Source organism: Geodermatophilus sp. YIM 151500 (assembly GCF_025716945.1).
Classification (GTDB): domain Bacteria; phylum Actinomycetota; class Actinomycetes; order Mycobacteriales; family Geodermatophilaceae; genus YIM-151500.
The window spans coordinates 281,022-303,709 of sequence record NZ_JAOVZT010000001.1 but is presented as its reverse complement, the minus strand read 5'-3'; the positions used below and the strand labels follow the sequence as shown (position 1 = coordinate 303,709).

The following is a 22,688-nucleotide window of genomic DNA, read 5'->3' as shown; positions in this document are numbered from 1 at the left end:
GCATGCGTCCGGCCACGGCCACGCCGCTGCCACGCCGGGGACGGGACGGACGGCGTCGGGAGTGCGCGGTGGCAGCGATCCGGCCTCAGCTGGCAGCGCCGCGGCAGCGTCGCTGCGGACCCTGGCGACCGCGAGAGCCAAGGGTGCCGACCGAGGGGGCCAGATGACCACGACGACGACCACCACGCCGCTGGACCTGGCCGACGTCCAGGGCGGGATCCTGAACCCCCGGCCGTCGCCGTACGTCGGCACGTACCTCCTCCTGCGCATCGACGACCGGCGCGACGGCCGCGAGATGCTGCGCCGGCTCGCCGAGCGCATCGCCCCGGCGGCCACGTGGTCCGCGGACAGCGGTTCCTGGTTCAACGTGGCGCTCTCCCACCGCGGCCTGGCGGCCCTCGGCGTGCCGGCGGAGTCGCTGGCCACCTTCCCGCCGGAGTTCCGGGCGGGCATGGCAGCGCGAGCCGGCGTCCTCGGCGACGTGGGTGTCCAGTCACCGGAGCACTGGGAGTGGCCCCTCGGGACCGCCGACGTGCACGTCGCACTGGCCGTCATCGCCAAGGACGCCGAGCGGCTCGACGTCTTGCTGGAGGAGGCGCGTGCGGCCTACGGCAGGCTGCCGGGCGTCCGGCTGATCTGGCGGCAGGACTGCTACGCACTGCCGACAGAGCGGGAGGCGTTCGGCTTCCGCGACGGCATCAGCCACCCGGCCGTCGAGGGCAGCGGCATCCCGGGCAGCAACCCGCAGGAGCGGCCGCTCGAGGCGGGCGAGTTCGTCACCGGGTACGTGGACGAGACCGGCGACCGCGCCCCGGTCCCGCAGCCGGAGGCGCTCGGCCGCAACGGCACCTACGTGGTGTTCCGCAAGCTGCACCAGGACGTCGCCGGGTTCCGCCGCTACCTGCGGGACCACTCGGCGAGCGCGGAGGACGAGGAGCGCCTCGCCGCGAAGCTCGTCGGCCGCTGGCGGAGCGGCGCCCCCCTCGTGCTCGCCCCCGAGCGGGACGACCCGGCGCTGGGTGCCGACCCCACGCGCAACAACGACTACCTCTACCGCCGTGAGGACGAGCGGGGTCTGCGCTGCCCGGTCGGTTCGCACGTCCGGCGGATGAACCCCCGCGACGCCGTCGTCACCGGCGAGGTGCGGCTGCACCGCATGATCCGGAGGGGGACGAGCTACGGCCCGCCGCTGCCCGACGGCGTCCTCGAGGACGACGGCGCCGAGCGCGGCCTGTGCTTCGTGTTCATCGGCGCGCACATCGCTCGCCAGTTCGAGTTCGTGCAGGCCCAGTGGGTCGGCGACGGCCGCGCGTTCGGCGCACCCGAGGAGCGGGATCCGCTGGTCGGGTCGCACGACGGTCCCGGCGTCTTCACGATCCCGGCCCGCCCGATCCGCCGGCGACTCACCGATCTCCCGCAGTTCGTCAGCACCCGCGGCGGCGAGTACTGCTTCGCGCCGTCGCTCACCGCCCTGCGCTGGCTGGCGGACCTCGAGGGCTGACCGACGTTCCGGAGAACACACAGGAGGAGGAGCGACATGACCCAGTCCACCTGCACCACGACCGTCAAGTCGGGACGGGGAGCCCGGCACGGCGTCGTGTCGGAGGTCACGGCGTTCTTGACCGTGAAGCCCGGTGAAGCTGACGAGTTGCGGGCCGGCCTGGTCCGCTTCCACGAGCGGGTCCGCAGGGCACCGTGGCAGGAGGTCGTGAAGATCGGCATCGTCGACATGCGGCACGCCGTCTTCGAGGACGACACGCGTCTGCTCTGGATCACCTCCTTCGACACCGACTGGGACCCCTACATCGACGACGCGGTGGCCATCATCGGCATCGAGAACTGGCAGGACTGGCTCCGGCACACGGTCGAGTACTCCTCGTCCCCGGAAGCCTTCCGGGACGCCGCAGCGGTCAAGCGCTCCCTGCAGGCGGCACAGGTCCCGGCGACCGGCTTCTACCGGGCCATCCCGGACCTGACGCTCGCGCAGGTCGAGAAGGGCCGGCGCATCAGGGAGGCCTTCGAACGGGTCCTCGACGACCCCCGAGCGGCCGAGGCCCTCCAGCATCCCGCCCTCAAGCCGCTGCTCGACGAGGCGGCGGACTGATCGCCCCTGCAGTCCGGCGCTCGGCCCGGCGGTCGGCCAGGTCACGGCAGCGCCGGCCGGCGGGTCAGCGTCCGGCGGCCGCCGCCGGTGCGGCGGGGGCGAGCGGCACCCCGGAGGCCGGGCCGCGCAGCGACTCCCCGAGCCGGGCGGTGAGCGCGGTGACCAGCACGGCGCCCAGCATGTGCAGCAGCACCAGCACGATCGGCAGGTCGGTGAAGTACTGCACGTAGCCGACGAGGCCCTGTGCGAGCTGCACGGCGAGCAGGTCCCGGGCGGCTCGGCGGATCCGGCCCGGCGCACCGGTCGCGTGCACCGTGACCAGCAGGGCGACGGTCAGGCCGAGGAGCAGGAAGACGGCGTCGGCGTGCAGTTGGCTGACCAGCCGCGGATCGAAGCCGGTGCGGCCGGCCTCCGGGTCGCCGCCGTGCGGCCCGCTGCCGGTCACGACGGTGCCCAGCACCAGGACGGCGGCGGTGACCGTGGCGATGCCGGTGACCAGCAGCGCCACCGGACGGCCGGCCCGCGTCGGCCGACCGCCCGGCTCCCGCGAGCGCTGCCAGAGCGCCGTGGCCAGCGCCACCAGCACCATCGACACGAGGAAGTGGGCGGCGACGGTCCACGGGTTCAGCCCGGTCAGCACCGTGACGCCGCCGAGCAGCGCCTGGGCGGGGATGCCGAGGAAGGTCAGCACGGCCAGCGGGCGGAGGTCGCGCCGCGGCGACCGGACGACGGCGACGAGCGTGGCCACCGCGACCGCCGCGAGCACGAAGGTGAGCAGCCGGTTGCCGAACTCGATGGCGCCGTGCGACGCCAGTTCCGGGGTCGCGACGAAGCTCTCCTCGGTGCACCGCGGCCAGGTCGGGCACCCGAGCCCGGAGCCGGTCAGCCGGACGGCGCCGCCGGTCACCACGATCAGTCCGTTCGCGACGAGGTTGGCCAGCGCCAGCCGCGAGACGGCGGCGGGGGAGGCGGTGGGCAGGACCGGCACGGCCCGATGCTAGGCGGTGCCCCCTCCGCGGCGGCGACGCCGCAGGTCACCGGTCCGGCGGGCCCGGAGCCGGGTAAGGCTCGCCTTGCTTGCAGGCCGCCGGAAATAGCGCACACTCGTGTTGTGGAATCATCCGTGGAGCACGCCGCCCGGCCGTCGGTGACCGCCGACGACCGGCGCACGCGCGACCGCGTGACGGGCCTGCTCCTCGAGCACGGGCCGCAGACCGCCACCGAGCTCGCCGCCCGGCTGGGGGTCTCGCCGGCCGCCGTCCGGCGGCACCTCGACGCGCTGGTGTCCACCGGCCGGGTCGACGAGCGGCTGACGCGCGAGGCGCACCGCGGCCGGGGCCGCCCGGCCCGGCGGTTCCACCTCACCGACGCGGGGCGCGAGGCCTTTCCGCACGCCTACGACGACCTCGCGCTCACCGCGCTGCGCCACGTGGCGGAGACGGGGGGACCGGACGCCGTCCGGGCCGTCGCCGAGCGGCAGCTCGCCGGCCTGGAGGAGCGCTGCTCCACCGCCGTCGCCCGCGCCACCAGCCGCGGCGGGGCCCCGGTCGACCGGGCGCAGGCACTGGCGGGGGCGCTGACGGCGGAGGGCTACGCTGCCACGGCCTCGGCGATCTCCGGCGGCGGGCAGCTCTGCCAGCACCACTGCCCGGTGGCGCACGTGGCCGCCGAGTTCCCGCAGCTGTGCGAGGTCGAGACCGCGGTGATCGGCCGGCTCGTGGGTACGCACGTGCAGCGCCTGGCCACCATCGCCCACGGTGACGGGGTGTGCACGACGCACATCCCGGGGCCGGTGCACCGAAGCACCTCCGCGCCGGCCGGTGGCCCGGACCACCCGGGCGGCGGGAACAGAACGACGACGGCACGACCTGTACTCGGTGAGCGGGCAGCGCGCCTCCCGGCGCGCACCGCACCGTCCACCAGCACCAGCAGCACCCCAGGAGACCGGGAGAGGACGCCCGCATGACCAGCACCCAGCAGCCGGTGACCGGCACGCCGCTGACGCAGGACGAGCAGATCGAGGCGCTCGGCCGCTACCAGTACGGCTGGGCCGACGCCGACGTCGCCGGCGCCTCGGCGCGCCGCGGCCTCGACGAGGACGTCGTCCGGGACATCTCGCGGCGCAAGGACGAGCCGGAGTGGATGCTCGAGCGCCGGCTCAAGGCGCTGAAGCTGTTCGACCGCAAGCCCATGCCCGACTGGGGGTCGGACCTGTCCGGCATCGACTTCCAGAACATCAAGTACTTCGTCCGCTCCACGGAGAAGCAGGCCGCGAGCTGGGACGAGCTGCCCGCGGACATCAAGAACACCTACGACAAGCTGGGCATCCCGGAGGCCGAGAAGCAGCGGCTGATCGCCGGCGTGGCCGCCCAGTACGAGTCCGAGGTCGTCTACCACAAGATCCGCGAGGACCTCGAGGAGCAGGGTGTCATCTTCCTCGACACCGACACGGGCCTGAAGGAGCACGAGGACCTCTTCAAGGAGTACTTCGGCTCGGTCATCCCGTCCGGCGACAACAAGTTCGCCGCGCTGAACACCGCGGTGTGGTCGGGTGGCTCGTTCATCTACGTGCCGCCGGGCGTGCACGTCGAGATCCCGCTGCAGGCCTACTTCCGGATCAACACCGAGAACATGGGCCAGTTCGAGCGGACGCTGATCATCGTCGACGAGGGCGCCTACGTGCACTACGTCGAGGGCTGCACCGCGCCGATCTACAAGTCGGACTCGCTCCACTCGGCGGTCGTCGAGATCATCGTGAAGAAGAACGCCCGCTGCCGGTACACGACCATCCAGAACTGGTCGAACAACGTCTACAACCTGGTCACCAAGCGGGCGGTCGCCCACGAGGGCGCGACCATGGAGTGGATCGACGGCAACCTCGGCTCCAAGGTCACGATGAAGTACCCGTCGGTGTGGATGACCGGCGAGCACGCCAAGGGCGAGGTGCTGTCCATCGCCTTCGCCGGCGAGGGCCAGCACCAGGACGCCGGTGCCAAGATGGTGCACGCCGCGCCGAACACGTCCTCGACCATCGTCAGCAAGTCGGTGGCCCGCGGCGGCGGCCGGACGTCGTACCGCGGCCTGGTGCAGATCGACGAGGGCGCGGCCGGCTCGAAGTCGACGGTGAAGTGCGACGCGCTGCTGGTCGACACGATCAGCCGGTCGGACACCTACCCCTACGTGGACGTCCGCGAGGACGACGTCGCGATGGGTCACGAGGCCACCGTGTCGCGGGTCAGCGAGGACCAGCTCTTCTACCTGATGAGCCGCGGCCTGTCCGAGGACGAGGCCATGGCCATGGTGGTGCGCGGGTTCGTCGAGCCGATCGCCCGCGAGCTGCCCATGGAGTACGCCCTCGAGCTGAACCGCCTGATCGAGTTGCAGATGGAAGGTGCCGTCGGCTGATGACCGACCCGAACGCGACCGGTCTCACGACCGACACCCCCACCATGGCCGGCGAGCTGTTCGCCGAGGGGGTCGGCGCCCAGGCCGGGCCGCCGACCACGCCCGCGGCCGGCACCGGCACCGCCGGGCAGGCGCCCGCCGGCGCGCACAGCCACGGTGGCCCCGCGCCGACCGGCTCGCCGGCCGAGCGGTTCACCTCGCTGGACCCGGACGCCTTCGGCGTGCCTACCGGCCGGGAGGAGACCTGGCGGTTCACGCCCATGCGCCGGATCCGCCCGCTCCTGGACGGCGCGCCGTCGGACGCCCACCTGGCCTGGACGACCGACCTGCCCGGGGGCGTGGAGCTCACCAGCGTCGAGGCCGACGACCCGCTGCTCAAGGGTCTGCCCGAGCCGGCCGACCGGCTCGCCGCGCTGGCCCGCCGGCGCAGCGGCGGTGCCGCCGTCGTCCGGGTGCCCGCCGAGGCGGTGCTCGACCGACCCGTGACGCTGGGCCTGTCCGGCACCGGCTCGGACGACGTCGTGTGGGGCCAGCTGGTGGTCGAGGTCGGCGCGTTCGCCCGAGCCACGGTCGTGCTCGACCACTCCGGCCTGGCCCGCTACGCCGGTGGCGTCGCGGTGCTGGTCGGCGACGGCGCGCAGGTGGACCTGGTCACGGTGCAGGACTGGGCGCCGGGCGCCCTGCACGGCGGCCAGTTCGACGCCGTCGTCGGCCGCGACGCCCGCTTCCGCCAGGTCGTGGTCACCCTCGGCGGCGATCTGGTGCGGCTGGTCAGCAACGTGCAGTTCAGCGGCCCGGGTGGGGACGCCGAGCTGTTCGGCGTCTACTTCGCCGACGAGACGCAGCACCAGGAGCACCGCCTCTGGGTCGACCACGCGGTGCCCAACTGCCGCAGCAACGTGATGTACAAGGGCGCGCTGCAGGGCGAGCAGGCCCGCACGGTCTGGATCGGCGACGTCCGCATCCGGCCGCAGGCCACCGGCACCGACACCTACGAGCTCAACCGCAACCTGGTGCTCACCGACGGCGCCCGCGCCGACTCGGTGCCGAACCTGGAGATCGAGACCGGCGAGATCGTCGGTGCCGGCCACGCCAGCGCCACCGGTCGGTTCGACGACGAGCAGCTGTTCTACCTGTGCTCGCGGGGCATCGACGCCGAGACCGCCCGGCGTCTGGTCGTCCGCGGCTTCTTCGCCGACGTCGTCCAGCACGTCGGCATCCCGGAGCTGCAGGACCGGCTGATGGCGTCCGTCGAGGCGCGGCTCGGTGCCCTGCCCGCGCTGTCCGAGCAGCCCGTCGAGCAGCCGGTGGGGGTGGCCTGACCGTGCCCTTCACCCGCGTCTGCTCCCTGACCGACGTCAAGGAGCCCGGCTCGCTGCGCATCGAGCTCGACGACGCCGCCGGCCCCGGGGCGATCGCCGTCGTCCGGTTCGAGGGCGAGGTCTTCGCCATCTCCGACGTGTGCTCGCACGCCGAGGTGCCGCTCTCCGAGGGCGACGTCGAGGAGTTCAAGGGCGCACCGACCATCGAGTGCTGGCTGCACGGGTCGTGCTTCGACCTGACCAGCGGCGAGCCGACCAACCTGCCGGCGACCGAGCCGGTGCCCGTCTACCCCGTCCGCGTGGAGGGCGACGACGTGTACGTCGACGTCGCCGCGGGCGCCACCCCGAACCGAGGAGCGAGATGACCGTCGAGACCCAGACCACCCCCGGCGCGGCCGCGTCCGGCACCGGCTCGGTGCTGGAGATCCGCGGCCTGCACGTCACCGTGGGGGAGGGGGAGGACGCCAAGGAGATCCTGCGCGGCGTCGACCTGACCGTCCGCGCCGGTGAGACGCACGCGATCATGGGCCCGAACGGGTCGGGCAAGTCGACGCTGGCCTACTCGATCGCCGGTCACCCCAAGTACACGATCACCGGCGGCACGGTCACCCTCGACGGCGAGGACGTGCTCGGGATGACCGTCGACGAGCGCGCCCGCGCCGGCCTCTTCCTCGCCATGCAGTACCCCGTCGAGGTGCCCGGCGTCTCGGTCTCCAACTTCCTGCGCACCGCCGCGACCGCCGTCAGAGGCGAGGCGCCCAAGCTGCGCACCTGGGTCAAGGACGTCAGGACCGAGATGCAGGCGCTGGAGATGGACCAGGCCTTCGCCGAGCGCAACGTGAACGAGGGCTTCTCCGGCGGCGAGAAGAAGCGCCACGAGATCCTGCAGATGCGGCTGCTCAAGCCGCGCATCGCCGTCCTCGACGAGACCGACTCCGGCCTCGACGTCGACGCGCTGCGGGTGGTCGCCGAGGGCGTGAACCGCACCCGCGAGGACGGCGACGTGGGCGTCCTGCTGATCACGCACTACACGCGGATCCTGCGCTACATCACGCCCGACTTCGTGCACGTCTTCGTCAACGGCCGGATCGTCGAGGAGGGCGGCCCGGAGCTGGCGGAGAAGCTGGAGAGCGAGGGCTACGCCCGCTACGTCAAGGGTTCGACGGAGGTCGCGAAGGCATGACCGCCACCGTCTCGCGTCCCGAGGGGGCGCAGGAGGCGCTGCCGCTGGACGTCGAGGCGATCCGGGCGGACTTCCCGATCCTGTCGCGCACCGTGCGCGGCGGGAAGCGGCTGGTCTACCTCGACTCCGGCGCCACCGCGCAGAAGCCACGGCAGGTGCTCGACGCCGAGCGGGCCTTCTACGAGCAGCACAACGCCGCCGTGCACCGCGGCGCGCACCAGCTCGCCGAGGAGGCCACCGACCGTTACGAGGAGGCGCGGCGGACCGTCGCGCGCTTCCTCGGCACCGACGACGAACGCGAGGTCGTCTTCACCCGCAGCACCACCGAGGGCATCAACCTGGTGGCCTACGCCTTGAGCAACGCGGGCACGGCGAAGGAGGCTGCCTTCCGCCGGTACGCCGTCGGGCAGGGTGACGAGATCGTGGTGACCGAGATGGAGCACCACGCCAACCTGGTGCCCTGGCAGCAGCTGTGCGAGCGCACCGGCGCGACGCTGCGCTGGCTCGGGCTCACCGACGACGGCCGGCTCGACCTCTCCGACCTGGGCACCGTCGTCAACGAGCGCACCAGGCTCGTGGCGGTCACCCAGCAGTCGAACCTGCTCGGCACGATCAACCCGATGGGCCCGATCGTCGCCCGGGCGCGCGAGGTCGGCGCGCTGGTGCTGGTCGACGGCGCGCAGTCGGTGCCGCACCAGCGGGCCGACGTCGCCGCGATGGGCGCCGACTTCCTGGTGTTCTCCGGCCACAAGATGCTCGGCCCGTCGGGCATCGGCGTGCTGTGGGGGCGGTACGAGGTGCTCGACGCGCTGCCGCCGTTCCTCACCGGCGGCTCGATGATCGAGGTGGTGCGGATGGAGGGCAGCACCTTCGCCGCCCCGCCCCAGCGCTTCGAGGCCGGCGTGCCGATGGCCGCGCAGGCCGTGGGCCTGGCCGCCGCCGTCGACTACCTCGAGCGGCTCGGGATGCGCGAGGTCGAGGCGCACGAGAAGGCGCTCACCGCCTACGCGCTGGAGCGGTTGTCCGCCGTCCCGGGGGTGGCCGTGATCGGCCCGCCCGACACGGTGGCCCGCGGGGGAGCGGTGTCGTTCACCGTGGAGGGGATCCACCCGCACGACGTGGGCCAGGTGCTCGACGACCTCGGCATCGCCGTCCGGGTGGGGCACCACTGCGCGTGGCCGGTGGTCCGGCGCTACGGCGTGCCGGCCACCACCCGCGCGACCTTCTACGTGCACAACGGGTACGACGACGTCGACGCCCTGGTCGAGGGCGTGCGGCACGCGCAGAAGTTCTTCGGGGTGGGCTGACCGTGCAGCTGGAGTCGATGTACCAGGAGATCATCCTGGACCACTACCGCAACCCGCACGGGCGCGGGCTGCGCGAGCCGTTCGACGCCGAGGTGCACCACGTCAACCCGACCTGCGGCGACGAGGTGACCCTGCGGGTCCGTCTCGACGGCGGGTCGATCGCCGACGTCTCCTACGAGGGCATGGGCTGCTCGATCAGCCAGGCCTCCGTGTCGGCCATGCACGACCTGGTGGTCGGCCGCACGGTGACGGAGGCGCTGGCCACCGGGGAGGACTTCATGACCCTCATGCAGTCCAAGGGTGACCCGGCCGTCGCCGACAAGCTGGAGGACAGCCTCGAGGACGCCGTCGCCTTCGCCGGCGTGTCGAAGTACCCCGCGCGGGTCAAGTGCGCGCTGATGAGCTGGATGGCGCTGAAGGACGCGTCCGCCCGGGCCCTGTCGGCCGCCCACCCGACCACCCCGACCGGAGGGAACGACTCATGAGCGGGACGACCGAGAACGCCGCGACCGAGAACACCGCGGCCGCGAGCACCCCGGCGGAGCTGCCGGCCTACAAGTCGGCGCTCGTCGAGGACGTCGAGGAGGCCATGCGCGACGTCGTCGACCCCGAACTGGGGATCAACGTCGTCGACCTCGGCCTGGTCTACGGCATCGACGTCGACGAGGACAACGTCGCGGTCATCGACATGACGCTGACCTCGGCGGCCTGCCCGCTGACCGATGTCATCGAGGACCAGACCCGCCAGGCGCTCACCGGCGGCCCCGGGCCCGGTCTGGTCGACGACTTCCGGATCAACTGGGTCTGGATGCCGCCGTGGGGCCCGGACAAGATCACCGACGACGGCCGCGAGCAGCTGCGCGCCCTGGGCTTCCGCGTGTAGCTCGCCGTCGGCTACCGAGCGGTCGCCGCCGAGGTGCCGTCCGGCTCCTGGTCCGCCGCCTCGCCGTCGGCCGCCTCCACCAGCTCGTAGCGGTGGCCGTAGGTGTCGACGACCGCCTCGACGGCGGCCACGACCGGGATGGAGACCAGCGCGCCGAGCGGGCCGAACAGGGCGGTGCCGACGATGACCGCGCCGAAGGCGACCGCCGGGTGGATGGCCACCGTGCGGGCAGTCACCCGGGGTGCCACGAGGTAGTTCTCGACCTGCTGGTAGACGGTGCCGACGACCACCACCCACAGCGCGTCGAGGGGGTCGCCGGCGAGGGCGACCAGCGCCGGCAGGACGATCGCCAGGTACGTGCCGATGGTCGGGACGAACTGCGACACCAGCCCCGTCCAGAGCGCGAGCGGCAGCCAGAACGGCACGTCCAGGACCCAGAGCGCGATGCCCGTGACGACCGAGGCGATCACCGCGAGCACCAGCCGGGACAGGACGTAGCCGCCGGTCTTGTCCACCGCGATCCGCCACACCGTGGCGATGACCTGCTGCTGCCGGGGCGGGAACCGGCGGGAGACCGTGCTCCGCAGCGCCGGCCCCTGCGCGGACATGTAGAACCCGAACAGCAGGAACGTGAAGAACTGGAAGACGACCCCGACGACGGACGTCACCACCCCGACGACGCCCGGCGCGAGCCGGCCGACGAGGTCCTGGAGGCGCTCGGGCGTCAGGCTCAGCGCCTCGGCGACGCCGCCGGGGGCCAGGTCGGTGCCGAACCTGAGGTTGACGTCGGCGACGACGGTGCGGACGACGTCCGGCAGCGCGGCGACGAGGTCGACGAGCTGGGCGACGAGCAGGGTGCCGAAGGCGGCGACGAACCCGGCGGTGAGCAGGACCAGCGCGAGCAGCACGAGCCCCGTCGCCGCCCCCCGGCGCAGACCGCGGCGGGCCAACCGGTCGACGACGGGCTCGATGCTGACGGCGAAGAGCCAGGCGAGGAAGAGCAGGCCGAGGAAGCCCCGAAGGCTCAGGAACGCCCACACGACGGCCTGGTACACCGCGACCGCGACCAGCACGAAGACGACGGCGCGCCGGAACCACGGCGGTAGCCGGCGGGGCGCCCCCGCCTCCGTCTCCGCCTCCGCGCGCCCCGCGGTCGGCGGCACCAGCTGGTCGGGCATGCGGCAAGCATCTCCCCGCCGCGGGGGTCGAGCACCCGGCGATCCCGGCGCGGTGACCACGAGGGGGGACCGACGCGTCGTCCCGGCGCCGCGGGCGCGGCGTCGTCCCGGCGCCGCGGGCGCGGCGGGGCCGGTCAGCGCAGCTGGGCGAGGCGGAGGCGGAAGCCGGCCACCGGCCGCCATTCGCGGAGGGTGCCCACCACCAGCAGCGCGAGCCCGGCCACCAGGGCGGCGGCCAGGGGCCACGGCAGGGCCGGCACCGCCAGGCCGAGCACCAGGACGACGGGGGTGATCGCGCCGAGGACCAGCGGGGCGAGCACCGCCTTCCGCGCACCGCCGAGGAGCGCCAGCAGGGCGAGCGCGAGCACCCACACCGCCCGCCGGCCGTCCGGTGCCAGCACGGCCCACGCCGTCGACGGTGCGAGGGCCACCCCGAGCCCCGGTCCCCAGGCCGGCCACGACGCAGCGCGCACGAGCCGCGGTCCGGCGGCAACCAGCAGCCCGGCGGCGAGCGGGAGCGTCCACGCCTCCAGCAGGCGCAGGTCGAGCAGCGCGGCCGCCGTCCACCCCGCGGCGACCAGGTGCGCCGCCCCCACCTCCCACCCACGGGAGATGTCCGTGGCGACGGGGTCGCCGGGCGGGGCCGTGACCACGTCGGTCCCGGTCCGCCGTCGCGTGCGCACCGCCCAGCCGAGGGTGGCCGCGCCCTGCAGCAGCAGGACCGCCAGCAGGGTGCCGCGCTCGCCGGTCACCGCGGTGAGCCCGATCGCGGCCGCGCCGGTCAGCGCGGCCGCCCGCGCCGTCGGGCGCCGGACGTCGGCGGCGACCCCGGATCCGAGGGCCAGGGCACCGGCGTAGATCCCGGCGAGGCACACCCCGGCCGGCTCCGGTGCCAGCACGTCGGCGGGCAGGGCGAGCAGGACCGACCCGGACAGGCACCACACCGAGATCGGCACGGTGGCATGCCGGTCCGCGGGCCGGAGCAGGCTGACGGCGGCCGGGGGCAGCGCGACGAGGAGCAGCAGCAGGCTCAGCGCACCCCAGGACCGGTCCTGGACCAGCTGCACGAGGCACAGGGCGGTCACGGTGCCGCCCCCGGCGAGTGCGGCGGGCAGGAGTACCCCCCGCGGCCGGCCGCGCAGGAGCACGTCCGCCGCGCTCGCCGCCGCGACGCCGGCCCACCCCGCGGCGACGAGGGCCCAGGTGCCGTTCGCGGCCAGGGCACCCGTGACCGCGGCGGCGGAGACGATCCCGGCCACCAGGGGTGCGGCCCGCCGCGGCCCCAGCAGCGGCACGAGCGCGGGGCGCAGCCGGGCGGGGACCAGCGCGACCCCGGCGGCGACCACGAGCGCCGCGGTGGCCCACCGGCCGCCCGACGTCCCCGTCCACACGTCGACCACACCGGCGGGCACGCCGACCAGCCACCAGGGTGCGGTGGTCACCAGCGCGACCCGGGCGACCGACCGCCGCGCGCCGAGGGCGACGCCGAGCCCGAGCAGTGCCACGCCCAGGTAGGCCTCCGCGTGCACGGCCGGGGGCACCCGGTCGAGCAACCGGAGCACACCGACCTGGACGGCGGCCCACGAGGCCAGCGGCCAGGTGGTGATCGCGGGCGCGAGGAGGTGCAGCGCGAGGAAGGCACCGGCCATGACCAGCGGGGTCACGGGCGTCCCGTCGAGGAGGGGGCCACCGGCCGCGGTGGCGGCGAGGGCCAGGCCGGCCGCGCTGGCGGCGAGCGTCTCGGCCGAGCCGCGCAGGCGGGCGCGGGCGACGCCCAGCGACACACCGGCCACGGCGACCGCGGCGGCGAACAGCACCCACCGCGCCCACGGCCCTCCGTGCGCGGACGCCAGGGTGGAGACGGCGGTGACGAGCAGGACGGCGCCGACCGCGAGCAGGACGTGGGGCGGCCGGCTGCGGAAGGGCAACGGTGGCACGGTCGTCGACGGCGGCGCAGCGCCCATCGCCGCCTCCCTCCCGTCCCCCGAGGCCGGTCCTCACCGTAGGGCGCCGGTCGGCCGGCCGCCGGTCAGCACCTCCGGTCGCGGGGCCGCGACCGCCCGGTGCGCGGCCGTCGGGTCAGGGGCCGTGCGAGGGTGGCGGGTCGTGCGGGGAGCCCGGCCGGACCAGTTCGTTCTCGTAGGCGAACACGGTCAGCTGGACCCGGTCGGTGAGCCCGAGCTTGGCGAGCAGGTGCCCGACGTGGGTCTTCACGCTGCTCGGCGCCAGGTCCATCTCCGTCGCGATCTGGTTGTTGGACAGGCCGCGTGCGAGCAGCGTGAGCACGGTCAGCTCGCGCGCGGTGATCGAGGCGAGCGCCGCGTTCCGCGCCTGCGTCGGGATGGGCGGCAGCGTCCGGCCCCGGAGGTCCAGCAGCCGCCGGGTGATGGACGGCGAGAGGATCGCCTCGCCGGCGGCGAGCAGCCGGACCGCGCGCACCAGCTCGTCCGGCGGCGCGTCCTTGACCAGGAAGCCGCGGGCGCCGGCCCGCAGCGCCTCGATGATGTTCTCGTCGACGTCGAAGACGGTCATGACCAGGACGGCGACCGGGTGACCGTCGGGCCGCGCGGTGAGCCGCCGGGTCGTCTCGATGCCGTCGAGGATCGGCATCCGGACGTCCATGACGACGACGTCCGGCTGCCGCTGCTCGACCAGGCGCAGGCACTCCAGGCCGTCGGCGGCCTCACCCACCACGGTGATGTCCGGTTCGGCGTCCAGGCACATGCGCATCGCGCTGCGCATGAGCGGGGTGTCGTCGGCGATGAGCACCCGGGTGGTCATCGCACCGCTCCCGGCACCGGCAGCCGGGCGGCCACCCGGAAGCCGTGCCCGTCGATCGATCCGGAGGACAGCTCGCCGCCGAGCATGCCGACCCGTTGCTGCATGCCGATCAGCCCGTACCCGGCCGACGGCGCCCCCGTCGCGCCGCGACCCTCGTCGCACACCTCGACCTCCAGCGCCGTGTCCTCGTAGGTGAGCACGACCGAGGCCCGGGTCGGCCCCGCGTGCTTGAGCGTGTTGGTCAGCGCCTCCTGCACGATGCGGTAGGCGTGCAGCTCCACGGTGGCCGGGAGCGGTCCGGGCCGGCCCCGGATGGTCAGGTCGACCGGCAACCCGGCGCGCTGGACCTGGGCGAGCAGGTACGGCAGCCGTTCGATGCTCGGCTGCGGGGTGTGCTCGTCGGGTTCGCGGTCGGTGCGGAGCAGGCCGACCAGTCGGCGCAGCCCGTCGAGCGCGTCGCGGCCGACGCTCTCGATGGAGGCGAGCGCCTGCTCGGCGGCCTTCGGCTGGCTGCTGAAGACGCGCCGGGCGGCGCCGGCCTGGGCGACCATGACGCTGACGTCGTGGGCGACGATGTCGTGCACCTCGCGCGCGATGCGCGCCTGCTCCTGCGCCACCGCGGTGCGGGTGCGGGTCTCCTGCTCGCGGGCGACGTCGGTGGCCCGCTGCTCGGCCATGCGGACGCGCGCCCGCCCGAGCGCGACGCCGTAGCCGATAGTCACCGTCGCGACCACCGAGACGAAGTCGATGTAGAACGCGTCGTCGGTCAGCGGTGCCCACCCCGCCAGCGCACCGACCACCAGCGCCAGGACGTAGGCCGCGGCGCAGCCGCCGCCGACCAGCGGGTTGCGCTGCTGCACGGCCACCGTGTACAGGGCGATGAGCACGTTCAGCGGCAGCGGGGCCGGGTGGTAGCCGAGGGCGGCGTGCGCCAGCGAGGCGGCCGCGACCAGCGCCAGCACGGGGATCGGCGCGGCGCGGCGCACGGCCAGCGGCAGGGAGCCGGCCAGCAGCAGGAGGCCGCCGGGCCCGAGGACCTGCTCCCGGACGACGACGCCGGTCAGCTCCACGTCGAGGTCGTCCTCGAGGGAGACACCCGAGCCGACGACGAGCAGCACGAGCACCCCGACGGCCAGCCGGACGTCCCGGGCGAGCCGTTCCCGCTCGTCCGACGTCCGGGCCGTCGCCGGGCCGGGGAGCGTCCTCGGGATGCCGCCCAGGGAACCGCCGGTCCGGTGCCCCTCGGTCACGTGCGCGGGCTCGGCTTCGGGCGCGTGGCGCTCGGCCACAGTCCCTCCCTCCGCCTCGCGGGGGAGGCGGACCTCCCCCGGTGGTGCCGCATCGCACGACCCAAAGGCGCTGCTCGGGCGACCCGAAGACTGACGCGACCTGCGGCTCCGGTCAATACGGTCCGCCCCGGGATCACATGGAATCGACCCGTTCGCATGACGAGCGGGGGGCGCCCGGACGGTCCCAGCCTGCAGTGCTCGGCCGCGGACGGGAGAGCCCGATGGTGACCTGGTTGATCGACTCGGCGGTGCGGATGCGACGGCTCGTCGTGGCCGCCGTGGTCGCCGTCCTGGCGCTGGGCGTCGTGCAGCTCGACGACGCGCCCCTCGACGTCTACCCCGAGTTCAAGCCGTCCGCGGTGCAGATCCAGACCGAGGCGCTGGGCCTGTCCGCCGAGGAGGTCGAGGAGCTCATCACCGCCCCGCTGGAGCAGGACCTGCTCAACGGCATCCCGTGGCTGGAGACGATCCAGTCGCAGTCCATGCCGGGGCTGTCCGCGATCGACCTCACCTTCGAGGAGGGCACCAACCTCTGGCTGGCCCGCCAGATGGTGCAGGAGCGCATGGCGCAGGCGCACGCCCTGCCCAACGTGGGCACCCCGCCGACGATGGTGCAGCCGACGTCGGCGACCAGCCGCGTGGCCATGGTCGCCATGCGCTCCGACGAGGTGTCCATGATCGACATGTCGGTGCTGGCCCGCTGGCAGATGCGGCCGCGGCTCATGGCCATCCCGGGCGTCGCGCAGGTCTCGATCTGGGGTCAGCGCGAGCGGCAGCTGCAGGTGCACGTCGACCCGGAGCGGCTGCAGCAGAACGACGTGACGCTCACCCAGCTCATCAAGACCACGGGCAACGCGCTGTGGGTGTCGCCGCTCAGCTTCGTCGAGGCCTCCACCCCGGGCACCGGCGGGTTCGTCGAGACCCCGAACCAGCGCATCGGCGTCCAGCACGTCTCCCCGATCACCACGTCCGAGCAGCTCGCCGCCGTGGCCATCGAGGGCGTCCAGGGCCAGCCGAAGCGGCTCGGTGACGTCGCCGAGGTGATCGAGGACCACCAGCCGCTCATCGGTGACGCCGCCCAGGAGGGCGACCGCAGCCTGATGCTGGTGGTCGAGCGGTTCCCCGATGCCGACGTCGCGCAGGTCACCGCCGACGTCGAGGCCGCGCTCCAGGCCATGTCCGCGGGCCTGTCCGGCATCACCCTGGACACCGACGTCTACCGGCCGGCCGGGTACGTCGACTCGGCCACCGACCGGCTCGGCATCGCCGCGCTGGTCGGTCTGGTGCTCATGCTGGCCGCCGTCGGCCTGCTCACCTGGTCGTGGCGGACGGCGCTGATCACCTTCGGCGCGGTCGCGACGTCCCTGGTGACCGCGCTGTACGTGCTGCGGCTGGCCGAGCAGCCGTTGACGACCATGACGCTGCTCGGCCTGGCGGCCGTCACGGTGCTGGTCGTCGACGACGTGGTCGGCGATGCGGGGGCCTTCCGCGTCCGGGCCCGCGAGCACCAGGACGCCGGGCGGTCGACCGTGATCGCATGGATCAGCGCCGCGGTGACCGGGCGCCGCAGCCCGCTGGTCTACGCGACCGTCATCACCGCCGTCGCCCTCGTCCCGCTGCTGTTCGTCCGCGACCCCGCCGGTGCGTTCGTCCGGCCGGCGCTGCTGGTCTTCGGGCTCGCGGCGCTCGCCTCCTTCCTGGTGGCGCTGGTCGTCACCCCGGTGCTGGCCGTGCTGCTCACCACGGAGGAGGCGGCGGTCCCGCACCGGACGCGGTTCGACCGGCTGGTGCACCGCGGGTACGACCGGACCGCCGGCCGCACCGTGGGCCGCGCGGTCCCCGCCGTCCTCGGGGTCGGCGTGCTCGCGGTGCTCCTCGCCGCGGGCCTGCCCGCGCTCGGCTCCGGCTCGCTGCTGCCGACGCTCGAGGACCGCAACGTGCTGGTCCGCCTCGAGGCCGCCCCGGGCACGTCGCTCGCCGAGATGGACCGCGTCACCGGCCTGGCCGCGGCGGAGGTCGGCGACCTGGCCGGGGTCGAGTCGGTCGGCATGCACGTCGGCCGCGCCGTCGGTGCCGACGAGATCGTCGACGTCGACGCCGGCGAGATCTGGGTGAAGCTCGCCGAGGGTGCCGACTACGACGCGACGTTCGCCGCCGTCCGCGACACCGTGCGGGCCTACCCCGGCCTGCGCAGCGAGGTGCGCACCTACGCCGACGACCGGGTCGCCGCGGTCAGCGCCTCCACGGGCGACTCCCTGGTCGTGCGCGTGTCGGGCACCGAGTACGACACGCTCCAGCAGACCGCCGAGATGGTCGCGGTGGCCATGAAGACGGTCGAGGGCGTGATCCTGCCCGAGGTCGAGCCGCTGGTCCGCCAGCCCACGGTCTCGGTGCAGGTGGACCTCGCGGCCGCGCAGCAGCAGGGTCTGCGTCCCGGCGACGTCCGGCGCGAGGTCAGCACCCTGATCTCGGGCCTGACGGTGGGGAGCCTCTACGAGCAGCAGGCCATCTTCGACGTCGTCGTCTGGGGCGGCCCGCAGACCCGCTCGGACATCCAGACGCTCGCCGGGCTGACGGTGCACGCGCCCGACGGCCGGCCCGTCCGGCTGGGCGACGTGGCCACCGTCGACGTCACCCCGAGCCCGACGGTCATCACGCACGACGGCGTGCACCGCAGCCTCGACGTCATCGCCGAGGTCCGGGGCCGCGACGCGGGCGAGGTGGCCGCGGACGCCACCGAGAAACTGCGGCAGATGACCTTCCCGTTCGAGTACCGGGCGGAGGTGCTGGGGGACGCCGCCGACCGGGCGGCCGCCCAGCGCAACGTCCTGCTGGCCGTCGGCGCCGCCGCGGTGCTCGTCTACCTGCTGATGCAGGCGGCGACCAACAGCTGGAAGGGCGCCGCGGCGCTGCTCGTGGCGGCGCCGCTGGCCGGGTCGGGTGCCCTGCTGGCCGGTCACCTCGTCGGCGGCGCCTGGTCGGCCGGGGTGCTCGCCGCGCTCGCCGCGGTCGTGGCCCTGGCGATCCGCCAGTCGCTGGTGCTGGTGCGCCGGGCCCAGGTCCTGCACGCGGACGGGCGGTCGCCGGCGGCGGCGCTGACGGCGGCGGGCCGCGAGCAGGCACCGGCGGTCGTCGTCGCGGTGCTGGTGACCGCGGCGCTGTTCCTCCCGGCCGCCGTCATCGGCGGGGCGGGTCTGGAGCTCGTGCAGCCCTTCGCGGTCGCCCTCTTCGCCGGGCTGCTGACCTCGACCGTGGTGGTGCTGTTCCTCGTCCCGTCCCTGTTCTCCGCGGTCGGCGGGCTGCGCCCGGCCCCGGTGACCGGGCCCGACACCCCCGACGGCGAGCCCGTCGCGGCCGTCCCCGCACCCGGGGCGGACGGGAACCACGGCCGGCACGCACGACCCGACACGAACGACGCCAAGGTTGGAGAAGGATCAGCGATGAGGACCACCCGCTCGTTCGGCATCGCATCACTGTGCGTGGCTGCCGGCCTGGGGCTGGCGGGCTGCCAGGCCTCGGCGTCGGCCACGGACGCGGAGGAGGCCATCGCCGCGGCGGCGACGGTGGAGGAGGCCGCCGACGGCGGTCCCGCACGGCTGCACCTGACCGAGGAGTCGGTGCTGCGGCTCGGCCTCCAGACCGCGCCCGTGTCGGACGCCGGCGGGCAGCTCACCGTTCCCTACGCCGCGGTCGTGTACGACGCCGACGGCAGCACCTGGGCGTTCGTGGAGCAGGAACCGGGCGTCTACCAGCGCGAAGCCATCGCCATCGCGTCCGTCGAGGGCGACACCGTCCGGCTCAGCGAGGGTCCGGCGGCGGGGACCCCGGTCGTGACCGTGGCGGCCGCCGAGCTGGTGGGTGTGGAAGCCGGCATCAGCGGTGGCGAGTGATGGCGAGCTCGCACCGGACGCTGATGGGCTGGACGGTCGCGACCAGCCTGCGCTTCCGCCACCTGGTCGCCGCCCTCGGCGCGCTGCTGATGGCGGTCGGCATCATCGTCATCCCCTCCTCGCGGCTCGACGTCTTCCCTGAGTTCGCGCCGCCGCGCGTCATCATCCAGACCGTCTGCCTCGGCCTGTCGACCGCGGACGTCGAGGAGCTGGTGACCGTCCCGCTCGAACAGGCCGTCAACGGGGTCGACGGGCTGGACGTCCTCCGCTCGAAGTCCTCGCCGATGCTCTCCAGCGTCGAGCTGATCTTCGACCGTGACGTGGACCTGCTGACGGCGCGCCAGCTGGTCCAGGAGCGGATGACCGCGGCGACGGCGACCCTGCCGACGTGGGCCGCTCCACCGGTGATGCTGGCGCCGGCGTCGGCGACCAGCCGGGCGGTCAAGATCGGCATGTCGTCGAAGGACGAGTCGCTCATCCAGATGTCGATGACCGCCTACTGGACCGTCCGCGCCCGCCTGCTCCAGGTGCCGGGCGTCGCCAACGTCACCCTCTGGGGCGAGCGGCTGCAGATGCTGCAGGTCCAGGTCCGCCCCGAGGACATGGTGCGGCACGACGTCACGCTCAACCAGGTGATGGAGACGACGGCCGAGGCCGTGGACTCCGGGTTGCTGCTCTTCGACGAGGGCTCCCTGATCGGGCCCGGCGGCATCATGGAGACGCCCAACCAGCGCATGAACGTGCGCAACGTGCTGCCGATCGTCACCCCGGCCGACCTCGCCCAGGTGCCGATCGAGCGGGCCGGCCCGGTCGCTCCCGCGGCGGCCGAGGGCGGCGGCGCCGCGGCGGCGCCGGAGGAGGGCGCGGAGGAGTCGGCCGCGGAGGAGTCGGCCGCGGAGGGCGAGGCCGCCCCCGAGGCGGCGCCCCCGCCCGTCGTCCGGCTCGACCAGGTCGCCACGGTCACCGAGGACCACCAGCCGCTGATGGGCGACGGGGCGGTCAACGACGACCTCGGGCTGATGCTCATCGTCGAGAAGCTGCCCTGGGCCGACACGGTGGAGCTGACCCGCGGCGTGGAGGAGGTCGTCAAGGACCTCGAGCCGAGCCTGCCCAGCATCCAGTTCGACTCGACGCTGTTCCAGCAGGAGAACTTCATCCAGACGGCGATCGACAACCTCAGCGAGGCGCTGCTGCTGGGCTTCCTGCTCGTCGTGCTGATCCTGGCGCTGTTCCTCTACGAGTGGCGGGTGGCGGTGATCAGCCTGCTCACCATCCCGCTGTCGATCACCGCGACGCTGCTCGTGCTCTACATGCGCGACCAGACGATCAACACGATGACGCTGGCCGGGCTGGTGATCGCGCTGGGAGCCCTGGTCGACGACGCGATCATCGACGTCGAGAACATCGTCCGCAGGCTCCGACAACACCGGTTGTCCGGCAGCGGGGCATCGACGGCCAAGGTGATCCTGGACGCCTCGCTGGAGGTCCGCAGCCCGATCGTGTACGCGACGCTCATCATCGTCGCGGCCTCGATCCCGGTCTTCCTGCTCCAGGGGCTGACCGGTGCGTTCTTCCAGCCGCTGGCGCTGGCCTACACCCTGGCGATCCTCGCCTCGCTGGTCGTCGCGCTGACCGTGACCCCGGCGCTCGCGTTGATCATGCTGCGCAACGCGCCCATCGAGCGGCGCCAGTCGCCGCTGGTGCGCCGGCTGCAGGCCGGGTACACCCACCTGCTCGCCCGGGTGGTGCGCCGGCCGAAGCCCGTCTACGCCGGGACCGGCCTGCTGCTGGCGCTCGCCGTCGCGGTGGTGCCGACGCTGGGGCAGTCGCTGCTGCCGCACTTCAAGGAGCGCGACTTCCTCATGCACTGGGTCGCCCAGCCGGGGACGTCGGCGGCGGAGATGCAGCGCATCACCCTGGCGGCCAGCCGCGAGCTGATGGCCATCCCGGGCATCCGCAACTTCAGCGCGCACCTGGGTCAGGCCGTCCAGGGCGACGAGCCCTACGGCATCAACTTCGGGGAGAACTGGATCAGCGTCGACCCGCACGTCGACTACGACGAGACGGTGGCCGCGATCGACGAGGTCGTCGCCGACTACCCGGGCCTGTTCCGCGACCGCAAGACCTACCTCGACGAGCGGACCAAGGAGGTCGTCGCCGGCGGCAGCGAGCCGATCATCGTGCGGCTGTTCGGCAACGACCTGCACACGCTCAACGAGCAGGCGCAGTCGATCGAGGACATCCTCGGGGAGATCGACGGGATCACCAACGAGCACCTGGACCTGCACTCCGACATCCCGCAGATCGACGTCGAGGTCGACCTGGCCAAGGCCGCCTCGTACGGCGTGAAGCCCGGCGACGTGCGCCGGGCGGCGGCGACCATGGTCGCCGGCGAGGAGGTCGGCGACATCTTCCGCGGCGGCCGGGCCTACGACGTCGTCGTCTGGACCGAGCCGCAGTCCCGGGACAGCGTCCAGGACGTGCAGGACATGCTGCTCGACACGCCCAGCGGGCAGCGGATCCGGCTCAGCGACGTGGCCTCGGTCGAGGTGGTGGCGGCACCGAACTCGATCGAGCGCGAGGACGGGTCGCGCCACCTGGACATCCTGGCCGACGTCGAGGGCCGCGACATCGGCTCGGTCGGCGAGGAGGTGGCGGCCGCGCTCGCCGCGTACGACTTCCCCCGCGGCTTCCACGCCGAGCTGCGCGGCGACTACGAGGAGCAGCAGGCGGCCACGGCGCGGCTGTTCACCACCGGGGCCATCTCCCTCGCGGTGATCTTCCTGCTGCTGCAGGTGTCGCTGGGCAGCTGGCGGCCGGCGCTGCTGTCGTTCATCACCCTGCCCCTCGCCCTCATCGGCGGGGTGCTGGTGGCCTTCGCCTCCGGAGGGGTGTTGTCGATCGGCTCGATCGTCGGCTTCTTCACGGTGTTCGGCATCGCTGCCCGCAACGGCATCCTGCTGATCAACCACGCCCAGCACCTGGAGCGCGAGGAGGGGGAGACCTTCGGGTTCGACCTGGTGCTCCGGGCGGCGCGCGAACGGCTCGCGCCGATCCTGATGACGTCGCTGGCGACCGGCCTCGCGCTGGTGCCGCTGGCCGTCTTCGGCGAGCGGCCGGGTCAGGAGATCGAGCACCCGCTGGCGCTGGTGATCCTCGGTGGCCTGTTCACCTCGACCCTGCTGAGCCTCTTCGTCATCCCGGCGCTGTACCTGCGCTTCGGCAAGTCGCGGCGGGAACGAGAGGCGGCAGCGGGCGGCGGGACCGACGCACCACCGCGGGAACCCGTTCCCGCCTGACCGGTCGACGACGGACCCGGCCGGCCACCGTGCCCGGTGGCCGGCCG

The 22,688-nt window shown here is 73.8% G+C and carries 17 protein-coding genes; 12 read left to right on the top strand and 5 right to left on the bottom strand.

Annotated elements, in window-relative coordinates; genetic code table 11:
- Nucleotides 1-163 precede the first annotated feature (163 nt).
- A complete protein-coding gene (locus tag OF117_RS01370) occupies nucleotides 164-1,501 on the top strand; it encodes a Dyp-type peroxidase (protein ID WP_263550994.1) in 1,338 nt (445 codons plus the stop codon).
- A gap of 36 nt (nucleotides 1,502-1,537) precedes the next feature.
- A complete protein-coding gene (locus OF117_RS01365; RefSeq protein ID WP_263550993.1) occupies nucleotides 1,538-2,104 on the top strand; it encodes a hypothetical protein in 567 nt (188 codons plus the stop codon).
- A 64-nt stretch (nucleotides 2,105-2,168) separates the two neighbouring features.
- Here OF117_RS01365 and OF117_RS01360 read toward each other — a convergent pair whose 3' ends face one another.
- Complete coding sequence (locus OF117_RS01360; RefSeq protein WP_263550992.1) at nucleotides 2,169-3,092, bottom strand: COX15/CtaA family protein; 924 nt, start codon at nucleotides 3,090-3,092, stop codon at nucleotides 2,169-2,171.
- 123 nt (nucleotides 3,093-3,215) lie between these two features.
- On the opposite strand from OF117_RS01360, the gene OF117_RS01355 reads away from it, so the two are divergent.
- Genes OF117_RS01355 through OF117_RS01320 form a run of 8 tightly spaced genes read left to right on the top strand, consistent with a single transcriptional unit; the run spans nucleotide 3,216 to nucleotide 10,204 of the window.
- A complete protein-coding gene (locus tag OF117_RS01355) occupies nucleotides 3,216-4,070 on the top strand; it encodes a helix-turn-helix transcriptional regulator (RefSeq protein WP_263550991.1) in 855 nt (284 codons plus the stop codon).
- Nucleotides 4,067-5,509 carry a Fe-S cluster assembly protein SufB gene (gene sufB, locus OF117_RS01350; protein WP_263550990.1) on the top strand — a complete coding sequence of 481 codons (1,443 nt, stop codon included), beginning with the start codon at nucleotides 4,067-4,069 and terminating at the stop codon, nucleotides 5,507-5,509. Before OF117_RS01355 ends, sufB begins: the two co-directional genes overlap by 4 nt.
- The gene (gene sufD, locus OF117_RS01345; RefSeq protein ID WP_263550989.1) at nucleotides 5,509-6,831 is read left to right on the top strand and encodes a Fe-S cluster assembly protein SufD; all 1,323 of its coding nucleotides are present in this window, start codon (nucleotides 5,509-5,511) and stop codon (nucleotides 6,829-6,831) included. The genes sufB and sufD overlap by 1 nt, the downstream gene beginning before the upstream one ends.
- Before the next feature lie 2 nt (nucleotides 6,832-6,833).
- On the top strand, nucleotides 6,834-7,196 hold the full coding sequence (locus tag OF117_RS01340; protein ID WP_263550988.1) for a non-heme iron oxygenase ferredoxin subunit: 363 nt from the start codon (nucleotides 6,834-6,836) through the stop codon (nucleotides 7,194-7,196).
- Nucleotides 7,193-8,014, top strand: coding sequence for a Fe-S cluster assembly ATPase SufC (sufC, locus tag OF117_RS01335; RefSeq protein WP_263550987.1), 822 nt, complete (start codon nucleotides 7,193-7,195; stop codon nucleotides 8,012-8,014). Before OF117_RS01340 ends, sufC begins: the two co-directional genes overlap by 4 nt.
- Nucleotides 8,011-9,321 (top strand): cysteine desulfurase, encoded by a 1,311-nt coding sequence (locus OF117_RS01330; RefSeq protein WP_263550986.1) that lies wholly within the window; start codon nucleotides 8,011-8,013, stop codon nucleotides 9,319-9,321. The genes sufC and OF117_RS01330 overlap by 4 nt, the downstream gene beginning before the upstream one ends.
- 2 nt (nucleotides 9,322-9,323) lie before the next feature.
- On the top strand, nucleotides 9,324-9,806 hold the full coding sequence (gene sufU, locus OF117_RS01325; protein WP_263550985.1) for a Fe-S cluster assembly sulfur transfer protein SufU: 483 nt from the start codon (nucleotides 9,324-9,326) through the stop codon (nucleotides 9,804-9,806).
- Nucleotides 9,803-10,204 (top strand): metal-sulfur cluster assembly factor, encoded by a 402-nt coding sequence (locus OF117_RS01320; RefSeq protein ID WP_263550984.1) that lies wholly within the window; start codon nucleotides 9,803-9,805, stop codon nucleotides 10,202-10,204. The genes sufU and OF117_RS01320 overlap by 4 nt, the downstream gene beginning before the upstream one ends.
- A gap of 11 nt (nucleotides 10,205-10,215) precedes the next feature.
- Here the strand turns inward: OF117_RS01320 and OF117_RS01315 are convergent, their stop codons facing one another.
- From OF117_RS01315 to OF117_RS01300, 4 genes are all read right to left on the bottom strand, one after another.
- Entirely contained in the window at nucleotides 10,216-11,382 is a 1,167-nt protein-coding gene (locus OF117_RS01315; RefSeq protein WP_263550983.1) for an AI-2E family transporter, read from the bottom strand.
- A 134-nt stretch (nucleotides 11,383-11,516) separates the two neighbouring features.
- Entirely contained in the window at nucleotides 11,517-13,346 is a 1,830-nt protein-coding gene (locus tag OF117_RS01310) for an SCO7613 C-terminal domain-containing membrane protein (RefSeq protein WP_263550982.1), read from the bottom strand.
- A 115-nt stretch (nucleotides 13,347-13,461) separates the two neighbouring features.
- On the bottom strand, nucleotides 13,462-14,163 hold the full coding sequence (locus OF117_RS01305; RefSeq protein ID WP_263550981.1) for a response regulator: 702 nt from the start codon (nucleotides 14,161-14,163) through the stop codon (nucleotides 13,462-13,464).
- Nucleotides 14,160-15,452 carry a sensor histidine kinase gene (locus OF117_RS01300; RefSeq protein WP_263550980.1) on the bottom strand — a complete coding sequence of 431 codons (1,293 nt, stop codon included), beginning with the start codon at nucleotides 15,450-15,452 and terminating at the stop codon, nucleotides 14,160-14,162. Before OF117_RS01300 ends, OF117_RS01305 begins: the two co-directional genes overlap by 4 nt.
- A gap of 221 nt (nucleotides 15,453-15,673) precedes the next feature.
- Here OF117_RS01300 and OF117_RS01295 point away from each other — a divergent pair, with 221 nt between their 5' ends.
- Nucleotides 15,674-19,342 (top strand): efflux RND transporter permease subunit, encoded by a 3,669-nt coding sequence (locus tag OF117_RS01295; RefSeq protein WP_263550979.1) that lies wholly within the window; start codon nucleotides 15,674-15,676, stop codon nucleotides 19,340-19,342.
- Nucleotides 19,342-22,641, top strand: coding sequence for an efflux RND transporter permease subunit (locus OF117_RS01290; RefSeq protein ID WP_263550978.1), 3,300 nt, complete (start codon nucleotides 19,342-19,344; stop codon nucleotides 22,639-22,641). The genes OF117_RS01295 and OF117_RS01290 overlap by 1 nt, the downstream gene beginning before the upstream one ends.
- The last annotated feature ends 47 nt before the right edge of the window (nucleotides 22,642-22,688 follow it).

What these genes read in the sequence shown, in the direction of transcription:
- OF117_RS01370 (WP_263550994.1), top strand. Translation starts at nt 164, where the DNA reads ATGACCACGACGACGACCACCACGCCGCTGGACCTGGCCGACGTCCAG.
- OF117_RS01305 (WP_263550981.1), bottom strand. Translation starts at nt 14,163, where the DNA reads ATGACCACCCGGGTGCTCATCGCCGACGACACCCCGCTCATGCGCAGC.
- OF117_RS01315 (WP_263550983.1), bottom strand. Translation starts at nt 11,382, where the DNA reads ATGCCCGACCAGCTGGTGCCGCCGACCGCGGGGCGCGCGGAGGCGGAG.
- OF117_RS01310 (WP_263550982.1), bottom strand. Translation starts at nt 13,346, where the DNA reads ATGGGCGCTGCGCCGCCGTCGACGACCGTGCCACCGTTGCCCTTCCGC.
- sufC (WP_263550987.1), top strand. Translation starts at nt 7,193, where the DNA reads ATGACCGTCGAGACCCAGACCACCCCCGGCGCGGCCGCGTCCGGCACC.
- OF117_RS01365 (WP_263550993.1), top strand. Translation starts at nt 1,538, where the DNA reads ATGACCCAGTCCACCTGCACCACGACCGTCAAGTCGGGACGGGGAGCC.
- OF117_RS01295 (WP_263550979.1), top strand. Translation starts at nt 15,674, where the DNA reads ATGGTGACCTGGTTGATCGACTCGGCGGTGCGGATGCGACGGCTCGTC.
- OF117_RS01320 (WP_263550984.1), top strand. Translation starts at nt 9,803, where the DNA reads ATGAGCGGGACGACCGAGAACGCCGCGACCGAGAACACCGCGGCCGCG.
- sufB (WP_263550990.1), top strand. Translation starts at nt 4,067, where the DNA reads ATGACCAGCACCCAGCAGCCGGTGACCGGCACGCCGCTGACGCAGGAC.
- OF117_RS01290 (WP_263550978.1), top strand. Translation starts at nt 19,342, where the DNA reads ATGGCGAGCTCGCACCGGACGCTGATGGGCTGGACGGTCGCGACCAGC.
- sufD (WP_263550989.1), top strand. Translation starts at nt 5,509, where the DNA reads ATGACCGACCCGAACGCGACCGGTCTCACGACCGACACCCCCACCATG.
- OF117_RS01330 (WP_263550986.1), top strand. Translation starts at nt 8,011, where the DNA reads ATGACCGCCACCGTCTCGCGTCCCGAGGGGGCGCAGGAGGCGCTGCCG.